This window comes from Pseudomonas syringae KCTC 12500, from assembly GCF_000507185.2.
In the GTDB taxonomy this organism is placed as follows: Bacteria; Pseudomonadota; Gammaproteobacteria; order Pseudomonadales; family Pseudomonadaceae; genus Aquipseudomonas; species Aquipseudomonas syringae.
On the sequence record NZ_AYTM02000002.1, the window covers coordinates 2,817,634 to 2,835,709 of the forward strand.

Consider the following 18,076-nt stretch of genomic DNA (forward strand, 5'->3'; position numbering starts at 1 on the left):
AATAAGCAGGCTACCTCTTACAGCCTCAGGAGACGTCATGAGCTACCAGCACAAATATGTCGATGGCACCAACATTCACTTCCCGCTGGGTAAAGTGGTCTGCATCGGGCGTAACTACGCCGAACACGCCAAGGAACTGGGCAACGCGGTGCCTACCGAGCCGCTGCTGTTCATGAAACCCGGCAGCGCGGTGGTTGCGCTGGAGGGTGGCTTCACCATCCCGGCAGACCGCGGTTCGGTGCATTACGAAGCCGAGATCGTGGTGTTGATCGGCAAGCCCCTGAGCAAGAACCCGTCGCGCGAAGAAGTACTCGACGCGATCAGCGGCTTTGCGCCTGGTCTGGACCTGACGCTGCGTGACGTCCAGTCTCGTCTGCGTGAGAAAGGCCTGCCGTGGGAGCTGGCCAAGTGTTTCGACGGCGCTGCGGTGATCCCGCCGTTCGTGCCCGCCGAGACCTTCCCGGATCTGGAGGACATCGGTATCCGCCTGACCCTCAATGGCAAGGTGGTTCAGGACGGCAACAGCAACATGATGCTCAACCCGATCGTGCCGATGATCCAGCACATGGCAGCCAACTTCTCGCTGCAGGCCGGCGACCTGATCATGACCGGCACGCCTGCCGGTGTCGGGCCGTTTGAAGCCGGCGACCAGATCGCGCTGGAACTGGTCGGGCAGACGCCGTTCGAGAGCGTCGTCAGGTAAGCCGACAGCATTTTCAATGCTGCACCCAAAGCCACGCGGGATCACTCCCGGGTGGCTTTTGTTTGTGGAGTGACTGATAGTTCAGCCGATTTTGCGTTTTTTTCACACCTGTTCTGGATAATCCGGCCGTCCCTGCAAGGGCCCCCCGTCGTCATGAAGTCTCATTTGCTCAGGAACACATGAATGGCCAGTACTGCCGCAAAGCCGCCTCGTACTAAAAAACGCTTCGCTTACCTGCGCAACATGCGCTGGTATTCGTGGTTGTTAGTGGTTGCCTTGCTGGGCTATGGGCTGGCGTTCATCATGCATTGGGATGACCGCGCGCTGCTCTGGTTTCAGGAGCGGTTCGAGAGCAAGGCAGGTCGCCACGCCAGCATCTGGCTGCCGGACTACCATGTGGACATCGACGCCAAGGTGCTGCCAGGCATGGAGAAGGACGAGGCGTCGGACTTGTCTTATAACCCGGTGACTAAAACGCTGTTTGCGGTCATGGGCAAAAATGCGTTTCTGGTGGAGCTGACGCTCACGGGCGATGTACTGCGCAAGATCCCGTTGGTGGGCTGGAGCAATCCGGAAGGCGTTGCCGTCATGAACGATGGCCTGATTGCGATCACTGACGAGCGCCAGCACAAGCTGACCATCGTTAAAGTGAATGCCGACACCACCACCCTGAACATCGCGGATTTTCCCCAGTACGAACTCGGCAAGTCCTCCAACCAGAACAAGGGCTTCGAAGGCATCGCCTGGGACCCACAGCGTCAGCAGTTGATACTGGGCGAGGAGCGACCTCCCGCGCTGTATACGTGGAAAAGTGATGGCAGTGACGTGCTGACAGGCGACAAGCAGCCGCTACCCAGTCGCTCGCTGGACATGCGCAATCTGTCCTCGCTGAGCATCGACCCGCGCACGGGCCACATGCTCGCGCTGTCTGCCGATTCGCACATGTTGCTGGAAGTCGACGAGCAAGGCGAGCAGGTGAGCTTCATGACATTGTTGGGCGGCATGAACGGTTTGAAGGATACAATTCCGCGCGCTGAAGGCGTGGCCCTCGATGAGGCCGGTACGCTGTACATGGTCAGCGAACCGAACCTGTTCTATTCGTTTCACAGGGCGCTTCACAAGCACTGAGCCAGGACGGCCGCTACACAGGTCGCCGATACACATTCGGCAAACATATAGCACCATGCCATTAAGCTTGCTTTCAGGATGGCATGGTATCAATCCCGTCCGCTCAATCTGTCCGAGTCACCCTTCATGCGTCGCTCTACTCGCTCTTTAGTTCTGCTTCTGGCCCTTGTACCTCTGATCGTCGTGTTCGTGATCGCCAATCAGCGATACCGCTATGTTGAAAGCGCCCTGTTCGACTGGCAGGTGTTCTGGCAGTCCGACTCGCTTCAGTCCATTGGTCTGGATCAGTACCGCGTCGTCACAGAAGCACAGGTGATCGACGGGCTGAAGGATGATGTCTCGGGCCTGAGCTACGACCCGGACCGCAAGAGCCTGTTTACGGTGACCAATCAGAACCCCGAACTGGTCGAGCTGAGCCTGGACGGTCGTGTGCTGCGGCGCATTCCGCTGGTGGGTTTCGGTGATGCAGAGGCCGTCGAATACATCAGCCCGGGCACTTACGTGATCAGCGATGAGCGTCGGCTCCGGCTGATTCAGATTCACGTCGATGACAACACCAAAAGTCTGGACGCCGCCCAGGCAGAACAATTGACGCTGGGCATCACCGCCAGCGGCAACAAGGGCTATGAAGGGCTGGCCTATGATTCGGTGGGTAAGCGCCTGTTTGTCGCCCGGGAGCGTGATCCGGTGCAGATCATCGAGGTGCGCGGCTTTCCCAAGACCAACTCCGAGGCTCCCGGCAATCTGCAGGTCATCTCCAACAGCAAGCGCGATGGCCGACTGTCGGTTCGTGACCTCTCCAGCCTGCAATTCGATGAGACCAGCGGCCATTTGCTGGCGTTGTCCGATGAGTCGAAGCGCATTCTCGAACTCGACACCAGTGGTCATCCGATTGGCAGCGGCTCGCTGGCAAAAGGGGCGATGGGGCTGAGCAAGGACGTGCCGCAGGCTGAAGGGATGGCCATGGATGCTGAAGGGGCGTTGTATCTGGTGAGCGAGCCGAACCTGTTTTACGTGTTCCGCAAGCCTTGAGCCTGTGAGGGTCATGCCCACCTTGCGTGGGCATGACCGGTTTTATCAGCGCGTCAGGGTTTTCACGCCTTCGGTGGTGCCCAGCAGCAACAGATCGGCCGGACGGGCGGCGAACAGGCCGTTGGTGACCACGCCGACGATGGCGTTGATCTGCGCTTCCAGCTCCACCGGGTTGGTAATGCTCATGTTGTGCACATCAATGATGATGTTGCCGTTGTCGGTCAGAACACCTTCGCGATAAACCGGGTCGCCGCCCAGTTTCACCAGTTGCCGCGCAACGTGGCTGCGGGCCATCGGAATGACTTCGACCGGCAGCGGGAACGCGCCCAGCACTGGTACCAGCTTGCTGCCGTCGGCGATGCAGATGAAGGTCTTGGCCACGGCCGCGACGATTTTCTCGCGAGTCAGTGCCGCGCCGCCGCCCTTGATCAGGTTCAGGTGCTCGTCGCTTTCGTCGGCTCCGTCGACATAGAACTCCAGATCGCTGACCGTGTTCAGCTCATAGACCGGAATGCCATGCGCCTTCAGGCGCGCCGCAGTGGCTTGCGAGCTGGCAACAGCGCCGTCAAACGCGGCCTTGTGCTTGGCCAGCGCGTCGATGAAGCAATTGGCCGTGGAGCCGGTGCCGACGCCCACAATGCTTTTGTCATCGAGCTTCGGAAGGATGAAGTCGACAGCTGCCTGAGCGACTGCCTGTTTGAGTTGATCCTGGGTCATGCGGGCTCCACGGTGCCTGATGTAGGTAGAAGAGGGGGATGCAAAAAGGCCCGCATTATAGCGGCGACTGCGCCGCAAAGCCCTGTCATTCGTATGGTCGTCTTTCGGTGCGCAGAGTAGACTTCCCGACCTTGCCCGCTTCGTCAGTGATGCCACCCCGATGCTTGAACAGTACGTCAAGAAAATCCTCACCTCGCGCGTCTACGACGTTGCCATCGAAACGCCGCTGCAAGGCGCTCGCCAGCTGTCCGAACGGCTGGGCAATCAGGTGCTGCTCAAGCGCGAAGATCTGCAGCCGGTGTTCTCGTTCAAGATTCGTGGCGCTTACAACAAGCTCGCGCAATTGCCCGCAGAGCAGACCGCACGGGGCGTGGTGACGGCCTCGGCGGGCAATCATGCTCAGGGCCTGGCGCTGGCGGCGCGTGAGTTGGGGATCAAAGCGACCATCGTCATGCCGCGCACCACGCCGGAGATCAAGGTCGAGGGTGTGCGCTCGCGGGGTGCCACCGTGGTGCTGCACGGCGATTCGTTCCCGGAAGCGCTGGCCTACTCGCTGAAGCTGGTCGACGAACAAGGCTTCGTCTACATCCATCCATATGACGACCCTGACACCATCGCCGGGCAAGGCACCGTGGCGATGGAGATCCTTCGTCAGCAGCCGGGCCAGCTGGATGCGATCTTTGTTCCGGTCGGGGGTGGCGGTCTGATTGCCGGTATCGCGGCCTACGTGAAGTACCTGCGCCCGGAGATCAAGATCATTGGCGTCGAGCCGGACGACTCCAACTGCCTGCAGGCGGCGATGGCCGCCGGGGAACGCGTGGTGCTGAGCCAGGTCGGGCTGTTTGCCGATGGCGTGGCGGTCGCGCAGATCGGCCACCACACCTTTGAAGTGTGCCGGCATTATGTCGATGAAGTGATTACCGTCAGCACCGACGAAATCTGCGCGGCGATCAAGGACATCTACGACGACACCCGCTCGATCACCGAGCCCTCCGGCGCGCTGGGCGTGGCCGGGATCAAGAAATATGTCGAGCAACGCGGCGTCAGCGGCCAGACGCTGGTGGCGATTGATTCGGGGGCCAACGTCAACTTCGACCGCTTGCGTCACGTGGCCGAGCGCGCCGAACTGGGTGAGGGTCGCGAGGCGATCATTGCCGTGACCATCCCCGAGCAACCGGGCAGCTTCAAGGCATTCTGCGAGGCTATCGGCAAGCGGCAGATCACCGAATTCAACTACCGCTACCACACCGACCGCGAGGCGCACATCTTCGTCGGCGTGCAGACTCATCCGGAGAATGACCCACGCAGTGCCCTGATCGCCAGCCTGACCGGGCAAGGCTTCCCGGTGCTGGACCTGACCGACAACGAACTGGCCAAACTGCACATTCGCCACATGGTTGGCGGGCATGCCGAGCGGGTCAATGATGAAGTGGTGCTGCGCTTCGAGTTCCCGGAACGACCGGGCGCGCTGTTCAACTTCCTAAACCGCCTGGGCGGTCGCTGGACCATCTCGATGTTCCACTACCGCAACCACGGCGCAGCCGATGGCCGGGTGGTTGCCGGGCTGGTCGTGCCGGAGGATGAGCGGCATCTGGTCGGCGCTGCGCTGGATGAGATTGGTTACCGGTATTGGGACGAAAGCGAGAACCCGGCGTACAGGCTGTTTCTGGGCTGAGGCCGTGGATATTTCTCGTTCCTCACGCTCCGCGTCACAAGAGGACGCAGAGCGTCCAGACCGGCGTACCCACCGGAGCATGGGCACGATAGCGCTTAGGGCGCGAACCTGGTGTTCACACTGCTAAACTCACCCAAGCCCGATTCCAGAGGAACACCGCGTCATGGAACCCATCACCACCCTCAATACCTTGCACATCGTCGCCACCGCGTTGTTGTTGATCAGCGCGCTGGTGTTGGCCAGCGGGGTGGTCAAGGTGCGTCTTGAAGGCGACACGACCGTGCAGAATCGCCTGCTCAAGCGGCCGTTGCTGTTTTTCTGGGTGTTGATGGCCGTGTGTCTGGCGACGCTGCCGTTCAGTGGCTGGTGGCTGGTGCATTTGAAAGGCCTGTCACTGGGACAGACCTGGGTGCTGGGCAGCAGCGTGCTTTACACCCTGGGGCTGTGCAGTTGGGTCTGGCTGGTGGCCAGGCTCAATCGGTTGCGTCTTGGTGCCAAAGGTGGCAAGCGCGGCTTTACCCTGGCGCTGACGGTGATCAGCGTCGTGTGTTTCGTGGCTATGGCCGGTCTGACGGGCTTCAAACCGGCCTGAGTATTGCCAGCAATCAGTGACGCAGGGTGATCACCGGCCAGCCGCGGCGCTCGGCTTCGGCACGTAATTTATCGTCCGGGTCTACTGCAACCGGATTGGCCACCTGCTCCAGAAGAGGCAGGTCGTTCATCGAGTCACTGTAGAAATAGCTGTCTTCGAGGCCGAACGCGTTGTCTTCCAGCCACTGATTGAGGCGTGTCACCTTGCCTTCACGGAAGCAGGGCACACCTGTGGTGCGGCCGGTATAGCGGCCGTCAGCCATCTCGCATTCGGTCGCCAGCAGGGTATCGATCCCCAGTTGCGCCACGATAGGTGCCGTCACAAAGCGGTTGGTGGCGGTGATCACCACCAGCTTGTCGCCGGCCTCGCGGTGTTTGGCGATCAATTCCAGCGCCTTGGGCAGCATCATCGGTTCGATGCAGTCACGCATGAACTCGCGATGCCACTGCTCGAGCTGCGCCATGTCAGTGTTACCCAGAATCTCCAGAGTAAAATTCAGGTAGTCGGTCATGTTCAGCGTGCCGGCCAGGTAATCCTGATAGAACTCGTCGTTGCGGGTTTTGTAGGTCGCGGCATCAAGGATCCCGCGCCGGCACAGGTAATCGCCCCAGGCGTGATCGCTGTCGCCGCCCAGAAGGGTGTTGTCGAGGTCGAATAAAGCCAGGCGCATAGGGTTACTCGCTGAAATAGTTGAAAAAAGAGCCCCAGAATACGAGGTTTTCACAAGTCTTCACATAAGGTGATAAGCCTCGTTGCTGGTTTGATCGCCTTTGTGGAACAATGCGGCGACATGCGTTTGCGAGGTTGTTGCCGTGATCGACCCCGATGGTTTCCGTCCTAATGTCGGGATTATTCTGACAAACGATGCTGGTCAGGTCCTATGGGCTCGGCGTATTAACCAGGATGCCTGGCAGTTTCCTCAAGGGGGTATCAACCCGCAGGAGACGCCGGAAGACGCGCTTTATCGCGAATTGAATGAAGAAGTCGGTCTGGAACGACATGATGTGCAAATACTTGCCTGCACTCGGGGCTGGTTGCGCTATCGTCTGCCGCAAAGACTGGTCCGTAGTCACAGCCAGCCGCTGTGTATCGGTCAGAAGCAAAAATGGTTTCTCCTGCGCCTGATCTCCAACGAGCAGCGGGTGCGGATGGATTTGACCGGTAAACCGGAGTTCGATGGCTGGCGCTGGGTCAGCTATTGGTATCCGTTAGGCCAGGTGGTGACATTCAAGCGCGAGGTGTATCGACGCGCACTCAAAGAGCTTGCCCCGCGCCTCTTATCGCGCGACTGACACGGAGTTCGACCCCGAGCCATGCTCAATACGCTGCGCAAGATCGTCCAGGAAGTTAACTCCGCCAAGGATCTCAAGGCGGCGTTGGGCATTATTGTGTTGCGCGTCAAGGAGGCCATGGGCAGCCAGGTCTGCTCGGTCTACCTGCTCGATGCCGAGGTCAACCGCTTTGTCCTGATGGCCTCCGAAGGCCTCAACAAACGCTCCATCGGCAAAGTCAGCATGGCGCCGAATGAAGGCCTGGTCGGTCTGGTCGGTACGCGCGAAGAACCACTGAATCTCGAAAACGCCGCAGATCACCCTCGTTATCGCTATTTCGCCGAAACCGGTGAAGAACGCTACGCCTCGTTCCTGGGCGCGCCGATCATCCACCACCGGCGCGTGGTCGGCGTATTGGTCATCCAGCAAAAGGAGCGCCGTCAGTTCGACGAGGGCGAAGAAGCCTTCCTGGTCACCATGAGCGCGCAACTGGCGGGCGTTATCGCGCATGCCGAAGCGACCGGCTCGATCCGCGGTCTGGGTCGTCAGGGCAAGGGCATTCAGGAAGCCAAGTTCGTCGGTGTCGCCGGTTCGCCGGGTGCTGCGGTCGGTGTCGCCGTGGTCATGCTGCCGCCTGCCGATCTGGAAGTGGTCCCCGACAAGACCGTCACTGACATCGCCGCCGAACTGGCGTTGTTCCAGAACGCGCTGGAAGGCGTACGCGGTGACATGCGCACCCTGTCAGCCAAGCTGGCCACCCAGTTGCGTCCCGAAGAGCGGGCGCTGTTCGATGTCTACCTGATGATGCTCGACGACGCCTCGCTGGGCAGCGAAGTGACCGACGTCATCAAGACCGGCCAATGGGCACAGGGCGCCTTGCGCTCGGTGGTCAGTGAGCACGTCAAACGTTTCGAACTGATGGACGATGCCTACCTGCGCGAGCGGGCGTCGGACGTCAAGGACCTGGGCCGCCGTCTGCTGGCCTATCTCCAGGAAGCGCGGCAACAGGCGCTGGTCTATCCCGACAACACGATTCTGGTGAGTGAAGAGCTGACCCCGGCCATGCTCGGCGAGGTGCCGGAAGGCAAACTGGTCGGCCTTGTATCGGTTCAGGGTTCCGGCAACTCCCACGTTGCAATTCTGGCGCGGGCCATGGGCATTCCCACGGTCATGGGCCTGGTGGACTTCCCATACTCCAAGGTCGATGGCATCAATCTGGTGGTCGACGGCTATCATGGCGAAGTCTTTACCAACCCTAGCGAAATCATGCGCAAGCAGTTCGGCAAGGTGGTGGAGGAGGAGCGTCAGCTCTCTCAGGGCCTGGATGCCCTGCGCGAATTGCCTTGCGTCACCCTCGACGGGCATCGCATGCCGCTGTGGGTCAACACCGGCCTGCTGGCCGACGTGGCGCGGGCGCAACAGCGTGGCGCCGAAGGGGTGGGCCTGTACCGCACCGAAGTGCCGTTCATGATCAACCAGCGCTTCCCGAGTGAAAAGGAACAGCTGGCGATCTACCGTGAGCAACTGGCCGCCTTCCACCCACTGCCGGTGACCATGCGCAGCCTGGACATCGGTGGCGACAAGTCGCTGTCCTACTTCCCGATCAAGGAAGACAACCCTTTCCTCGGCTGGCGCGGTATTCGCGTCACCCTCGACCACCCGGAAATCTTCCTGGTCCAGACCCGCGCGATGCTCAAGGCCAGCGAGGGCCTGAACAACCTGCGCATTCTGTTGCCGATGATCTCCAGCACCCACGAAGTGGAAGAAGCGCTGCACCTGATCCACCGCGCCTGGGGCGAGGTGCGCGACGAAGGCACTGACGTACCGATGCCGCCGGTGGGCGTCATGATCGAAGTGCCGGCGGCGGTCTACCAGACCCGCGACCTGGCGCGTCAGGTGGACTTCCTCTCGGTCGGCTCCAACGACCTGACCCAGTACCTGCTCGCGGTCGACCGCAACAACCCGCGTGTGGCCGATCTCTATGATTACCTGCACCCGGCAGTGCTTCAGGCGCTGCAAAGCGTTGTGCGTGACGCGCATGCCGAGGGCAAGCCGGTAAGCATCTGCGGCGAAATGGCGGGTGACCCGGCAGCAGCGGTGCTGTTGATGGCGATGGGCTTCGACAGCCTGTCGATGAACGCCACCAACCTGCCGAAAGTGAAGTGGATGCTGCGTCAGATCAACCTCAGCAAGGCCAAGGAACTGCTTGCGCAACTGATGACCAACGACAACCCGCAAGTCATCAGCAGCTCCCTGCAACTGGCACTGAAAAACCTCGGCCTGTCGCGGATGATCAACCCGAGCTCGGTCAAAGGGCACTAAGCGCTACTAATGCTTTCGTGAGCAAGCTCACTCCCACGGTGGTACACATTGCCCCTGTAGGAGCGAACTTGTTCGCGAAGAGGCCGGCATGATCGCCGAAAACGTACCGTCTGAAACACCGTCTTCGCGAACAAGCCAGGCGTCGCCCGTTGCGCTCCTACGTCCTCTCATTCCCACAGGGAGTACACATTGCCCCTGTAGGAGCGAACTTGTTCGCGAAGAGGCCGGCATGATCGCCGAAAACGTATCGTCTGAAACACCGTCTTCGCGAACAAGCCAGGCGTCGCCCGGTGCGCTCCTACGCCCTCTCATTCCCACAGGGAGTACACATTACCCTCGTAGGAGCGAACTTGTTCGCGAAGAGGCCGGCATGATCGCCGAAAACGTATCGTCTGAAACACCGTCTTCGCGAACAAGCCAGGCGTCGCCCGGTGCGCTCCTACGTCCTGCGGGCAGAAGCCTGAAAGGCACGTATTCAGTGCTCTCCAAGACCTGTATATAACGCTGCGCGTGGAAGCGATAACCATACGGCTAGACACACCAGGCACATCTTTTTTCACTTCGTTCAGGCGGCTTCCATCGGTCGCCGCTAGAGCATCCTGCCGGGCTCCGGTAACATGCGCGCCTGATTCAGTCGCTCGCAAGGGCGTTCCAATTGAGGAGTCGCAATGCTGCCTTACCCGCAGATTGACCCGGTAGCCGTCGCTATCGGCCCGCTGCAAATTCACTGGTACGGTTTGATGTACCTGGTCGGTATCGGCGGCGCCTGGCTGCTTGCGTCGCGTCGTCTGAACACGTTCGACCCGACCTGGACTAAGGAAAAACTCTCCGACCTGATTTTCTGGCTGGCCATGGGCGTGATTGTCGGTGGGCGGCTGGGCTACGTGCTGTTCTATGACCTGTCGGCCTACATCGCCAATCCGCTGCTGATCTTCGAGGTCTGGAAGGGTGGCATGGCGTTCCACGGCGGCTTTGTCGGCGTAATGATCGCGGCCTGGTGGTTTGGCAAGCGCAACGGAAAAAGCTTCTTCCAGCTGATGGACTTCGTCGCCCCGCTGGTGCCGATCGGCCTGGGTGCCGGGCGTATCGGCAACTTCATCAATGCCGAGTTGTGGGGCAAGCCGACCGATGTGCCGTGGGCCATGGTCTTCCCGCCGTTTAGCGACCCTGCACAACTGGCGCGTCATCCCTCGCAGCTGTATCAGTTCGCGCTGGAAGGCGTTGCGCTGTTCATCATCCTCAATCTCTACGCCCGCAAGCCGCGTCCGACCATGGCCGTTTCCGGCATGTTCGCGCTGTTCTACGGGATCTTCCGCTTTGTGGTCGAGTTCGTCCGCGTCCCTGACGCCCAGTTGGGTTACCTGGCGTGGGGCTGGGTGACCATGGGTCAGATCCTCAGCCTGCCGATGATCATCGCCGGCCTGTTCCTGATCTGGCTGGCCTACAAGCGCGACCCGTCCGCCAGCAAAGCAGCGGTTTAATACCGAAACGCCGGGTGAAGACGCCCGGCGCGTTCAACAATGCAGGTGATTTATGAAGCAATATCTGGAACTGGTCGCTCATGTGATCAAGCACGGGACCTTGCAAGCCAACCGTACCGGCGTGAACACCATCAGCTTTCCGGGTGCGATGCTGCGTTATGACTTGCAGGAAGGTTTTCCGGCGATCACTACACGGCGCATGGCCTTCAAATCGGCCATCGGCGAGATGGTCGGCTTTCTGCGTGGCGTAAACAACGCCGCCGAATTCCGCGAACTGGGCTGCAAGGTCTGGGATCAGAACGCCAACGAAAACGCTCAGTGGCTGAACAACCCGTTCCGCAAGGGCGAGGACGATCTGGGCGAAATCTATGGCGTGCAATGGCGCAAGTGGCCAGCCTACAAGCGTATCGATGCCGGCAATGTCGCGGCCATCGAACTGGCGCTGGGCCAGGGGTATCGTCAGATTGCCGAGTCCGAAGAAGACGGCCAGTCTTTCGTGGTCCTGTACAAGGCCATCGACCAGATTCGCCAGTGCATCGACACCATCATCAACGACCCAGGCAGCCGGCGGATCCTGTTCCACGGCTGGAACTGCGCACAGCTCGATGAAATGGCCCTGCCGCCGTGCCACCTGCTGTACCAGCTGCACCCGAACCCGCAAACCCGCGAAATCTCGCTGACGCTGTACATCCGCTCCAACGATCTGGGCCTCGGCACGCCGTTCAACCTGACCGAAGGCGCCGCGCTGCTGAGCCTCATCGGCCGCCTGACCGGCTACACGCCGCGCTGGTTCACCTACTTCATCGGCGACGCCCACGTGTACGAAAACCACCTGGACATGCTCAACGAACAGATGACCCGCGAGCCGTACCCGATGCCGAAACTGGTGATCTCCGACCGCGTGCCCGAGTTTGCCAAGACCGGTGTGTACCAGCCTGAATGGCTGGAGCTGATCGAGCCATCCGACTTCACCCTGGAAGGCTACCAGCATCACCCGGCAATGACGGCGCCGATGGCGGTTTGAGTCCGTACGAGAGCGAATTGAGCGTTGTGCTATAGTTTTGGCGTAAATCCCCTGACCCTGTTCAACGGAATCGACTATGTTTTTCAATCGGATTGGACATCGTAGTGATACGAAGAAGGCTGAAGACGCGGCCCTCATGCAGGCAATCAAGAGCATCGACACTCTTGTTGTAAGGGGTGGTCGCATGTCCATGGACGCCAAAGAAATCGAAGGTTTGGTTCGCTCCTCCCGCGATAAGGCTAAAAAACTGGTCACTCCGCAAGCCGAATCCTGATAAATGGCTTTTTTACTTCTGCTGCCACTACTCGTCAGCGGCTTTTTGGTGTGCCTGAAGGATCCCACCGTTTATTGCAGGCTGCATCGCTATGAAGGCCAGATGCTTTACTTGCTGGTGGGGCGGTATGGTATCTACTGTTTTTTAGCGGCCATGTTTGTTACCGCAGCCCTTGCAGGCCTGTTCTCGCATGATTGGGGTGTGTTTTGCCCAAAATGGGCCCAAACGACGGACGCGACCTCGCCAGTCTGTTTTGCCGTGAACACCGATTTCATGGGCGCTTTAGGTCAAATGGGGCAGGACTTCGACATCACTGGCAGGAATTTTAGCCAGGTGGGCGTGTTCCTTGCCCTGTCGGGTTTACTGACCTTGGCGATGCCAAGTCTCGGAGCTTTTCTTACTGTCAGGATTCTCAAGTGGCAACTGGGCGCGGGTAAAAAAGAAGAAATTGCGGTCTATCTGCTGGGTCAGTCTGTAGATCACAGCCCTATCTGCTCGACGCTTTTCGATGCATTTGTCGACAAGGAAGAAGTGATGATCACGATGGCGGATCGAAAGGTCTACGTCGGTTACATCATGGACGTCGGAGCCCCTACCGAAGTGACGGGTGTGAATCAGGAAATTTTGCTTATCCCGACCGTCAGTGGCTATCGGGACAAGGACACCCTGAAAGTGGTGTACACGACCGATTACCCAAGTGATACACCGCTCAGGCCTATTGGTTTTCGGCAGGAAAATATCGTCTCGATCAGCATCTTCAGCGAGGAGGTACGCGAAGCGTTCAAACGCGTTGATTCTGAGCGGGTGGGTGAAGAGACAGCGAAAGAGAAAGCTGCCAAGGATCAGCTCGTCAAGGCGATCACTGAGCTTGTGGCGGTGGTGCAGGCCGCGCAGCGCTGAACCAGAGGTCTCAAACCCGTCTCAATGCCCATGACTCCTCCCCACATGTGAAGGCTCGCCCTCTGGCGCTGCCACAGCCCCCGTCACTTCCAGCCTTTCCAGTATCGCGCAATGTTCTGTCGTGCCATCGCTGCAGCGGCGGCGCAGGTCGAGCAGTTGCTCCTGGAGCGCTTGCAGGGTGGTGATGCGGGCGTTGACGTGTTCGATGTGTTCGTCGATCAGGGCGTTGACGTTTTCGCACTGGTCCTGCGGACTGTCGCGCAGGTTGAGCAGGTTGCGGATTTCCTCGAGGGTCATGTCCAGGCTGCGGCAATTGCGGATGAACGACAGGCGCTCCATGTGCGCCTGGGTATACAGCCGGTAATTGCCGTCACTGCGGGCAGGGGCGGGCAGCAGGCCTTCGCGTTCGTAATAGCGGATGGTTTCGACCTGGGTGTCGGTCAGTTTTGCCAGTTCGCCGATTTTCATTTCGACTCATCTCGTTTGAGTGCTTGACCCTATAGTGGCTACAGGGTGTTCACTTGGCAACAAGCAGAATCCTGGAGCCACAACGAATGGGCACGACGATCAAGAATTCCCCCGCACATGACCACGATCATGACCATGATCACGACGAGCACGCGCACGAGCAAAAGCCCGTGGAGCATGCCCATTCGTGCTGCTCCAGCGATGCACAGCCCGCTGTAGTGACCTTTGGCGAAGCGTCTGCAGCGGGTGGTCGTCTGAGCAGCTTCCGTATCGAGGCGATGGATTGCCCCACCGAGCAGACGCTGATCCAGAACAAGCTGGGCAAGCTGGCCGGTGTGCAGAAGCTGGAATTCAACCTGATCAACCGCATGTTGGGCGTCTGGCATGACCTGCCGTCCACCGACCCGATTCGTGAGGCTATCAGCTCGTTGGGCATGCAGGCCGAGCCGGTCGAGGAAGGTGCAGCGTCTGCCGAACCGACGCCGGTGGTGAAGAAACACTGGTGGCCGCTGGCGTTGTCCGGCGTTGCGGCACTGGGTGCAGAGGTGGTCCATTTTGCTTCGCTCGGCCCGACCTGGGTGGTTGCCTTGTTGGCACTGGTGTCGATCTTCAGTTGCGGGCTGACGACCTACAAGAAGGGCTGGATCGCACTCAAGAACTTCAACCTGAACATCAATGCACTGATGAGCATCGCGGTCACCGGCGCGATTCTGATCGGTCAGTGGCCGGAAGCGGCGATGGTGATGTTTCTGTTTACCATTGCCGAGTTGATCGAAGCCAAGTCCCTGGATCGCGCGCGCAATGCGATCAGTGGCCTGATGCAACTGACGCCTGAGCTTGCCACCGTCAAGCAGGCGGATGGCAGCTGGCAGGAAGTCGAAGCCAAAAACGTCGAACTGGAGGCTATCGTCCGGATCAAGCCAGGCGAGCGTGTCGGGCTTGATGGTGAAGTGGTGTCCGGGAGCTCGACGATTGACCAGGCATCGATCACCGGTGAAAGCCTGCCGGTGGAGAAGACTGTTGGCGACAAGGTTTTCGCGGGCACCATCAACCAGGCCGGTTCGCTGGAGTACCGCGTCACCGCCGCCGCAAACAACTCGACGCTGGCGCGCATCATTCATGCGGTAGAAGCGGCGCAAGGTTCGCGTGCGCCGACCCAGCGCTTTGTCGACAGCTTTTCCCGTATCTATACGCCTGTGGTGTTCGTCGTTGCGTTGGCATTGGCGTTGGTCGCGCCGCTGTTCTTCGGTGGCGAATGGTATGACTGGATCTATCGGGCGCTGGTGCTGCTGGTGGTGGCCTGCCCATGTGCGCTGGTGATTTCCACGCCGGTAACCATCGTCAGCGGTCTGGCAGCGGCGGCGCGCAAGGGTATTTTGATCAAGGGTGGCGTTTATCTGGAAATGGGCGAAAAGCTCGATTACCTGGCGCTTGATAAAACCGGCACGCTGACTCACGGCAAGCCGGTGCAGACTGATTATGTGCCTTTGAACCCTGCTGTCTCCGATAGCGCGCCGGGGATTGCCGCGAGTCTCGCCGGTCGTTCGGATCACCCGGTTTCCCAGGCGATTGCCAAGGCCGCCGATGGCAGCCTGACGCTGCATGAAGTCAGCGCGTTCGAGGCGTTGGGTGGGCGCGGTGTGAAAGGCGAGATCAATGGCCAGATGTATCACCTGGGCAACCATCGCTTGGTGGAAGAACTGGGCCTGTGTTCGCCGGAGCTGGAAGCCAGGCTCGATGCGCTGGAGATGCAGGGCAAGACCGTGGTGCTGTTGCTCGATGCCTCGGGTCCGATTGCGCTGTTTGCCGTCGCCGATACGGTGAAGGAGACCAGCCGTGAAGCCATCGCCCAGTTGCACGAGCTGGGCATCAAGACGGTCATGCTGACCGGTGATAACCCGCACACGGCCAAGGCGATTGCCGATCAGGTCGGCATCGATGAAGCGCAGGGTAATCTGCTGCCTGCCGACAAGCTCAGTGCGATCGAGGCGCTTTACAGCCGCAATCACCGGGTAGGCATGGTGGGCGACGGTATCAATGATGCCCCTGCGCTGGCCCGTGCGGAGATTGGTTTCGCAATGGCCGCTGCAGGCACCGATACAGCTATCGAGACGGCAGATGTCGCCCTGATGGACGATGATCTGCGCAAGATACCAACGTTCATTGCGCTTTCACGCCGGACATCGGCGGTGCTGAAACAGAACATTGTGTTGGCCATTGTGACCAAGGTGCTGTTCATCGGCATCACCTTCGCTGGCCTGGCGACCATGTGGATGGCGGTGTTTGCCGACATGGGCGTGAGCTTGCTGGTGGTGTTCAACGGCTTGCGCTTGCTCAAGAAGTGATCATGCGGGAATCTTGAAAGGCGGACGCGGAGCGTCCGGAACGGCATTCCCATGCGGAGCATGGGAACGATAATCGTGGCCACCGGCTATCGCTCCACGCTCTGCGTCCGACGTTGTCAGCCGAAGCGCTCTTGTCCCCAGGCAATGAAGGTTTCCAGCAGTGGCTTGAGCACGGCGCGGGTCGGCTCGGCCAGGTCCGGGCGGTAGTGGAAGGGCACGAATTCGTCCATGTAGGTGCTTTGCGCCAGCTCCAGCTGTACCGCGTGGATGTTGTTGGCCGGGTTGCCATAGTGGCGGGTGATGTGGCCGCCCTTGAAGCGTCCGTTCAACACATGGCTGTAGTCCTTGGCCGCTGCGCAGACCTGCTCCATTCGGCTGGCCAGCTCCGGGTCACAGCTGGCGCCATTGAAGGTGCCCAGGTTGAAGTCCGGCAGGCAGCCATCGAACAGGTGCGGAATATGGCCGCGAATCGAGTGGGCGTCGAACAGCAGCGCATAACCGAACTCGTCACGCATGCGCTGCAGTTCCTGCTCCAGCATCTGGTGATACGGTGTCCATATCTGCTGTAGATAGCGCGCCCGCTCTTCGACGCTGGGTGTCTGGCCGTCCTTGAACAGTGGCACGCCGTCGAACAGGATCGACGGAAACAGGCCGGTGGTCGCACCTGCGTACATGGGCTTGTCGTCAGAGGGCCTATTGAGGTCGATGACAAACCGCGAGTATTCGGCAGCCAGGGTGCTGGCGCCCAATTCGGCGGCGAAGTCATACAGACGCGGAATGTGCCAGTCGGTGTCCGGCAGGCTCAAGGCTTCGTCCACCAGCGCGGCTTCGACCACCGGGGTCAGTTTCAGACCGGCATGCGGCATGCTGATCAGCAGCGGAATGCGGCCACGCTTGAATGTCAGAACGTTATCCACAGGGCTCTCCTTCAGATCGATGATTCGACGCCGTGGCGCACGATACGTTTGTCCAGATCGCCGCCCAGCCAGTAGGCCAGATCAGCCGGTCGTTCGATGTTCCAGGCGACGAAATCCGCGACCTTGCCAACCTCCAGCGAGCCATGCGTCGCGCTCATGCCCAACGCTTTGGCCGCATTGAACGTCACCCCCGCCAGTGCTTCTTCGGGCGTCATGCGAAACAGCGTGCAGGCCATGTTCAGCATCAGGCGCAATGACAGGCCCGGCGACGTGCCAGGGTTGAGGTCGGTGGCAATCGCAATCGGTACGCCGTGCTTGCGCAGCGCGTCCATCGGCGGCAGTTGTGTTTCCCGCAGGAAGTAAAACGCGCCCGGCAGCAGCACCGCGACGGTTCCGGCAGCGGCCATGGCGATGGCGTCGTCTTCGGTCATGAACTCCAGATGATCCGCCGACAGCGCCTTGTAGCGCGCGGCCAGGCTCGATCCGCCCAATGACGACAGCTGCTCGGCATGCAGTTTGACCGGCAGCGCCAACTGCCCCGCGGTAATGAACACCTGCTCGACCTGCGCAGGCGAAAACGCCAGGTATTCACAGAAAGCATCCACCGCATCGACCAGCCCTTCGGCTGCCAGCGCAGGGAGCATGTCGTTGCAGATGTGATTGATGTAATCGTCGGCGCGGTCGGCGTACTCCGGTGGCAGCGCATGGGCGGCCAAGCACGTGGCGCGAATGGTGACTGGCTGGGTGTTGCCCAGACGCCGGATCACTCGCAGGATATTGCGCTCGTTTTCCAGGTCCAGCCCGTAGCCCGACTTCATCTCGACGGTCGTGACGCCGTCTTTCAGCAGATGCCGCAGACGGCGCTCGGCACTGGCGTACAGCTCATCCTCACTGGCGGCGCGCGTCGCACGCACCGTGCTGGCAATACCACCACCCGCTGCGGCGATCTCGGCGTAGCTCACACCCTGTAAACGCTGTTCGAACTCGCCGCTGCGGTTGCCGCCGAACACCGTATGGGTGTGACAATCGATCAGGCCGGGCGTGACCCATGCACCGCCCAGATCGATGCAGTTGTCATGTTCCGGCTCGGCCAGCTCGGCCTGAGGCCCGATCCACTCGATGAGCGCTCCGGAGGTCACGATGGCGGCATGCTCGATGATCGAGTATTTGCCGTGCGCCATGCTTGCGATGTGACAGTTTTTCCAGAGCGTTTTCATTCCAGGCCTC

General features: G+C 60.1%; 17 protein-coding genes. 12 read left to right on the forward strand and 5 right to left on the reverse strand.

From position 1 onward, the window contains the following. Positions 1 to 37 precede the first annotated feature (37 nt). The 3 genes from V476_RS12895 (at position 38) to V476_RS12905 (ending at position 2,863) form a co-directional block, all read left to right on the forward strand. A complete protein-coding gene (locus tag V476_RS12895; protein WP_002555752.1) occupies positions 38 to 703 on the forward strand; it encodes a fumarylacetoacetate hydrolase family protein in 666 nt (221 codons plus the stop codon). 183 nt (positions 704 to 886) lie between these two features. Continuing rightward, positions 887 to 1,831, forward strand: a complete 945-nt coding sequence (locus tag V476_RS12900; protein WP_024959065.1) for an SdiA-regulated domain-containing protein — start codon at positions 887 to 889, stop codon at positions 1,829 to 1,831. A 126-nt stretch (positions 1,832 to 1,957) separates the two neighbouring features. Beyond that, positions 1,958 to 2,863 (forward strand): SdiA-regulated domain-containing protein, encoded by a 906-nt coding sequence (locus V476_RS12905; protein WP_024959064.1) that lies wholly within the window; start codon positions 1,958 to 1,960, stop codon positions 2,861 to 2,863. A 45-nt stretch (positions 2,864 to 2,908) separates the two neighbouring features. Here V476_RS12905 and rpiA read toward each other — a convergent pair whose 3' ends face one another. Next, positions 2,909 to 3,580, reverse strand: coding sequence for a ribose-5-phosphate isomerase RpiA (rpiA, locus tag V476_RS12910; protein ID WP_003343875.1), 672 nt, complete (start codon positions 3,578 to 3,580; stop codon positions 2,909 to 2,911). Between the two features lie 160 nt (positions 3,581 to 3,740). Between rpiA and ilvA the strand changes: the two genes are divergently transcribed. After that, positions 3,741 to 5,255, forward strand: a complete 1,515-nt coding sequence (ilvA, locus tag V476_RS12915) for a threonine ammonia-lyase, biosynthetic (protein WP_004415491.1) — start codon at positions 3,741 to 3,743, stop codon at positions 5,253 to 5,255. Positions 5,256 to 5,418: 163 nt separating this feature from the next. Next, a complete protein-coding gene (locus tag V476_RS12920) occupies positions 5,419 to 5,847 on the forward strand; it encodes a DUF2269 family protein (RefSeq protein WP_016569245.1) in 429 nt (142 codons plus the stop codon). Between the two features lie 13 nt (positions 5,848 to 5,860). Here V476_RS12920 and V476_RS12925 read toward each other — a convergent pair whose 3' ends face one another. Continuing rightward, positions 5,861 to 6,517 carry a histidinol-phosphatase gene (locus tag V476_RS12925; protein ID WP_024959063.1) on the reverse strand — a complete coding sequence of 219 codons (657 nt, stop codon included), beginning with the start codon at positions 6,515 to 6,517 and terminating at the stop codon, positions 5,861 to 5,863. 142 nt (positions 6,518 to 6,659) lie between these two features. On the opposite strand from V476_RS12925, the gene V476_RS12930 reads away from it, so the two are divergent. The 6 genes from V476_RS12930 (at position 6,660) to V476_RS28465 (ending at position 13,119) form a co-directional block, all read left to right on the forward strand. Further along, positions 6,660 to 7,139: an RNA pyrophosphohydrolase gene (locus V476_RS12930; protein ID WP_024959062.1), complete on the forward strand. Its 480-nt coding sequence runs from the start codon at positions 6,660 to 6,662 to the stop codon at positions 7,137 to 7,139. Positions 7,140 to 7,160: 21 nt separating this feature from the next. After that, entirely contained in the window at positions 7,161 to 9,440 is a 2,280-nt protein-coding gene (gene ptsP / locus V476_RS12935; RefSeq protein ID WP_003427436.1) for a phosphoenolpyruvate--protein phosphotransferase, read from the forward strand. 668 nt (positions 9,441 to 10,108) lie between these two features. After that, positions 10,109 to 10,921, forward strand: a complete 813-nt coding sequence (gene lgt / locus V476_RS12940) for a prolipoprotein diacylglyceryl transferase (protein WP_024959061.1) — start codon at positions 10,109 to 10,111, stop codon at positions 10,919 to 10,921. A 52-nt stretch (positions 10,922 to 10,973) separates the two neighbouring features. Further along, on the forward strand, positions 10,974 to 11,945 hold the full coding sequence (locus V476_RS12945; RefSeq protein ID WP_024959060.1) for a thymidylate synthase: 972 nt from the start codon (positions 10,974 to 10,976) through the stop codon (positions 11,943 to 11,945). A 76-nt stretch (positions 11,946 to 12,021) separates the two neighbouring features. Further along, positions 12,022 to 12,219 (forward strand): hypothetical protein, encoded by a 198-nt coding sequence (locus V476_RS12950; RefSeq protein ID WP_003343866.1) that lies wholly within the window; start codon positions 12,022 to 12,024, stop codon positions 12,217 to 12,219. A 3-nt stretch (positions 12,220 to 12,222) separates the two neighbouring features. Beyond that, complete coding sequence (locus V476_RS28465) at positions 12,223 to 13,119, forward strand: hypothetical protein (protein ID WP_024959059.1); 897 nt, start codon at positions 12,223 to 12,225, stop codon at positions 13,117 to 13,119. A gap of 21 nt (positions 13,120 to 13,140) precedes the next feature. Here V476_RS28465 and cadR read toward each other — a convergent pair whose 3' ends face one another. Next, positions 13,141 to 13,587, reverse strand: a complete 447-nt coding sequence (gene cadR, locus V476_RS12960) for a Cd(II)/Pb(II)-responsive transcriptional regulator (RefSeq protein ID WP_024959058.1) — start codon at positions 13,585 to 13,587, stop codon at positions 13,141 to 13,143. Positions 13,588 to 13,673: 86 nt separating this feature from the next. Between cadR and V476_RS12965 the strand changes: the two genes are divergently transcribed. Further along, positions 13,674 to 15,932, forward strand: a complete 2,259-nt coding sequence (locus V476_RS12965) for a heavy metal translocating P-type ATPase (RefSeq protein WP_024959057.1) — start codon at positions 13,674 to 13,676, stop codon at positions 15,930 to 15,932. A gap of 116 nt (positions 15,933 to 16,048) precedes the next feature. Here the strand turns inward: V476_RS12965 and hutG are convergent, their stop codons facing one another. Together hutG and hutI are read right to left on the reverse strand one after the other, a co-directional pair. Next, positions 16,049 to 16,849, reverse strand: coding sequence for an N-formylglutamate deformylase (gene hutG / locus V476_RS12970; protein ID WP_024959056.1), 801 nt, complete (start codon positions 16,847 to 16,849; stop codon positions 16,049 to 16,051). A gap of 11 nt (positions 16,850 to 16,860) precedes the next feature. After that, positions 16,861 to 18,066, reverse strand: coding sequence for an imidazolonepropionase (hutI, locus tag V476_RS12975; RefSeq protein WP_024959055.1), 1,206 nt, complete (start codon positions 18,064 to 18,066; stop codon positions 16,861 to 16,863). Positions 18,067 to 18,076 lie beyond the last annotated feature (10 nt).

Coding starts and splice junctions, on each gene's coding strand:
- rpiA (WP_003343875.1), bottom strand. CDS start 3,580: ATGACCCAGGATCAACTCAAACAGGCAGTCGCTCAGGCAGCTGTCGAC.
- V476_RS12945 (WP_024959060.1), top strand. CDS start 10,974: ATGAAGCAATATCTGGAACTGGTCGCTCATGTGATCAAGCACGGGACC.
- ilvA (WP_004415491.1), top strand. CDS start 3,741: ATGCTTGAACAGTACGTCAAGAAAATCCTCACCTCGCGCGTCTACGAC.
- hutI (WP_024959055.1), bottom strand. CDS start 18,066: ATGAAAACGCTCTGGAAAAACTGTCACATCGCAAGCATGGCGCACGGC.
- lgt (WP_024959061.1), top strand. CDS start 10,109: ATGCTGCCTTACCCGCAGATTGACCCGGTAGCCGTCGCTATCGGCCCG.
- V476_RS12950 (WP_003343866.1), top strand. CDS start 12,022: ATGTTTTTCAATCGGATTGGACATCGTAGTGATACGAAGAAGGCTGAA.
- V476_RS12920 (WP_016569245.1), top strand. CDS start 5,419: ATGGAACCCATCACCACCCTCAATACCTTGCACATCGTCGCCACCGCG.
- V476_RS12895 (WP_002555752.1), top strand. CDS start 38: ATGAGCTACCAGCACAAATATGTCGATGGCACCAACATTCACTTCCCG.
- ptsP (WP_003427436.1), top strand. CDS start 7,161: ATGCTCAATACGCTGCGCAAGATCGTCCAGGAAGTTAACTCCGCCAAG.
- V476_RS28465 (WP_024959059.1), top strand. CDS start 12,223: ATGGCTTTTTTACTTCTGCTGCCACTACTCGTCAGCGGCTTTTTGGTG.
- V476_RS12925 (WP_024959063.1), bottom strand. CDS start 6,517: ATGCGCCTGGCTTTATTCGACCTCGACAACACCCTTCTGGGCGGCGAC.
- cadR (WP_024959058.1), bottom strand. CDS start 13,587: ATGAAAATCGGCGAACTGGCAAAACTGACCGACACCCAGGTCGAAACC.
- V476_RS12965 (WP_024959057.1), top strand. CDS start 13,674: ATGGGCACGACGATCAAGAATTCCCCCGCACATGACCACGATCATGAC.
- V476_RS12905 (WP_024959064.1), top strand. CDS start 1,958: ATGCGTCGCTCTACTCGCTCTTTAGTTCTGCTTCTGGCCCTTGTACCT.
- V476_RS12900 (WP_024959065.1), top strand. CDS start 887: ATGGCCAGTACTGCCGCAAAGCCGCCTCGTACTAAAAAACGCTTCGCT.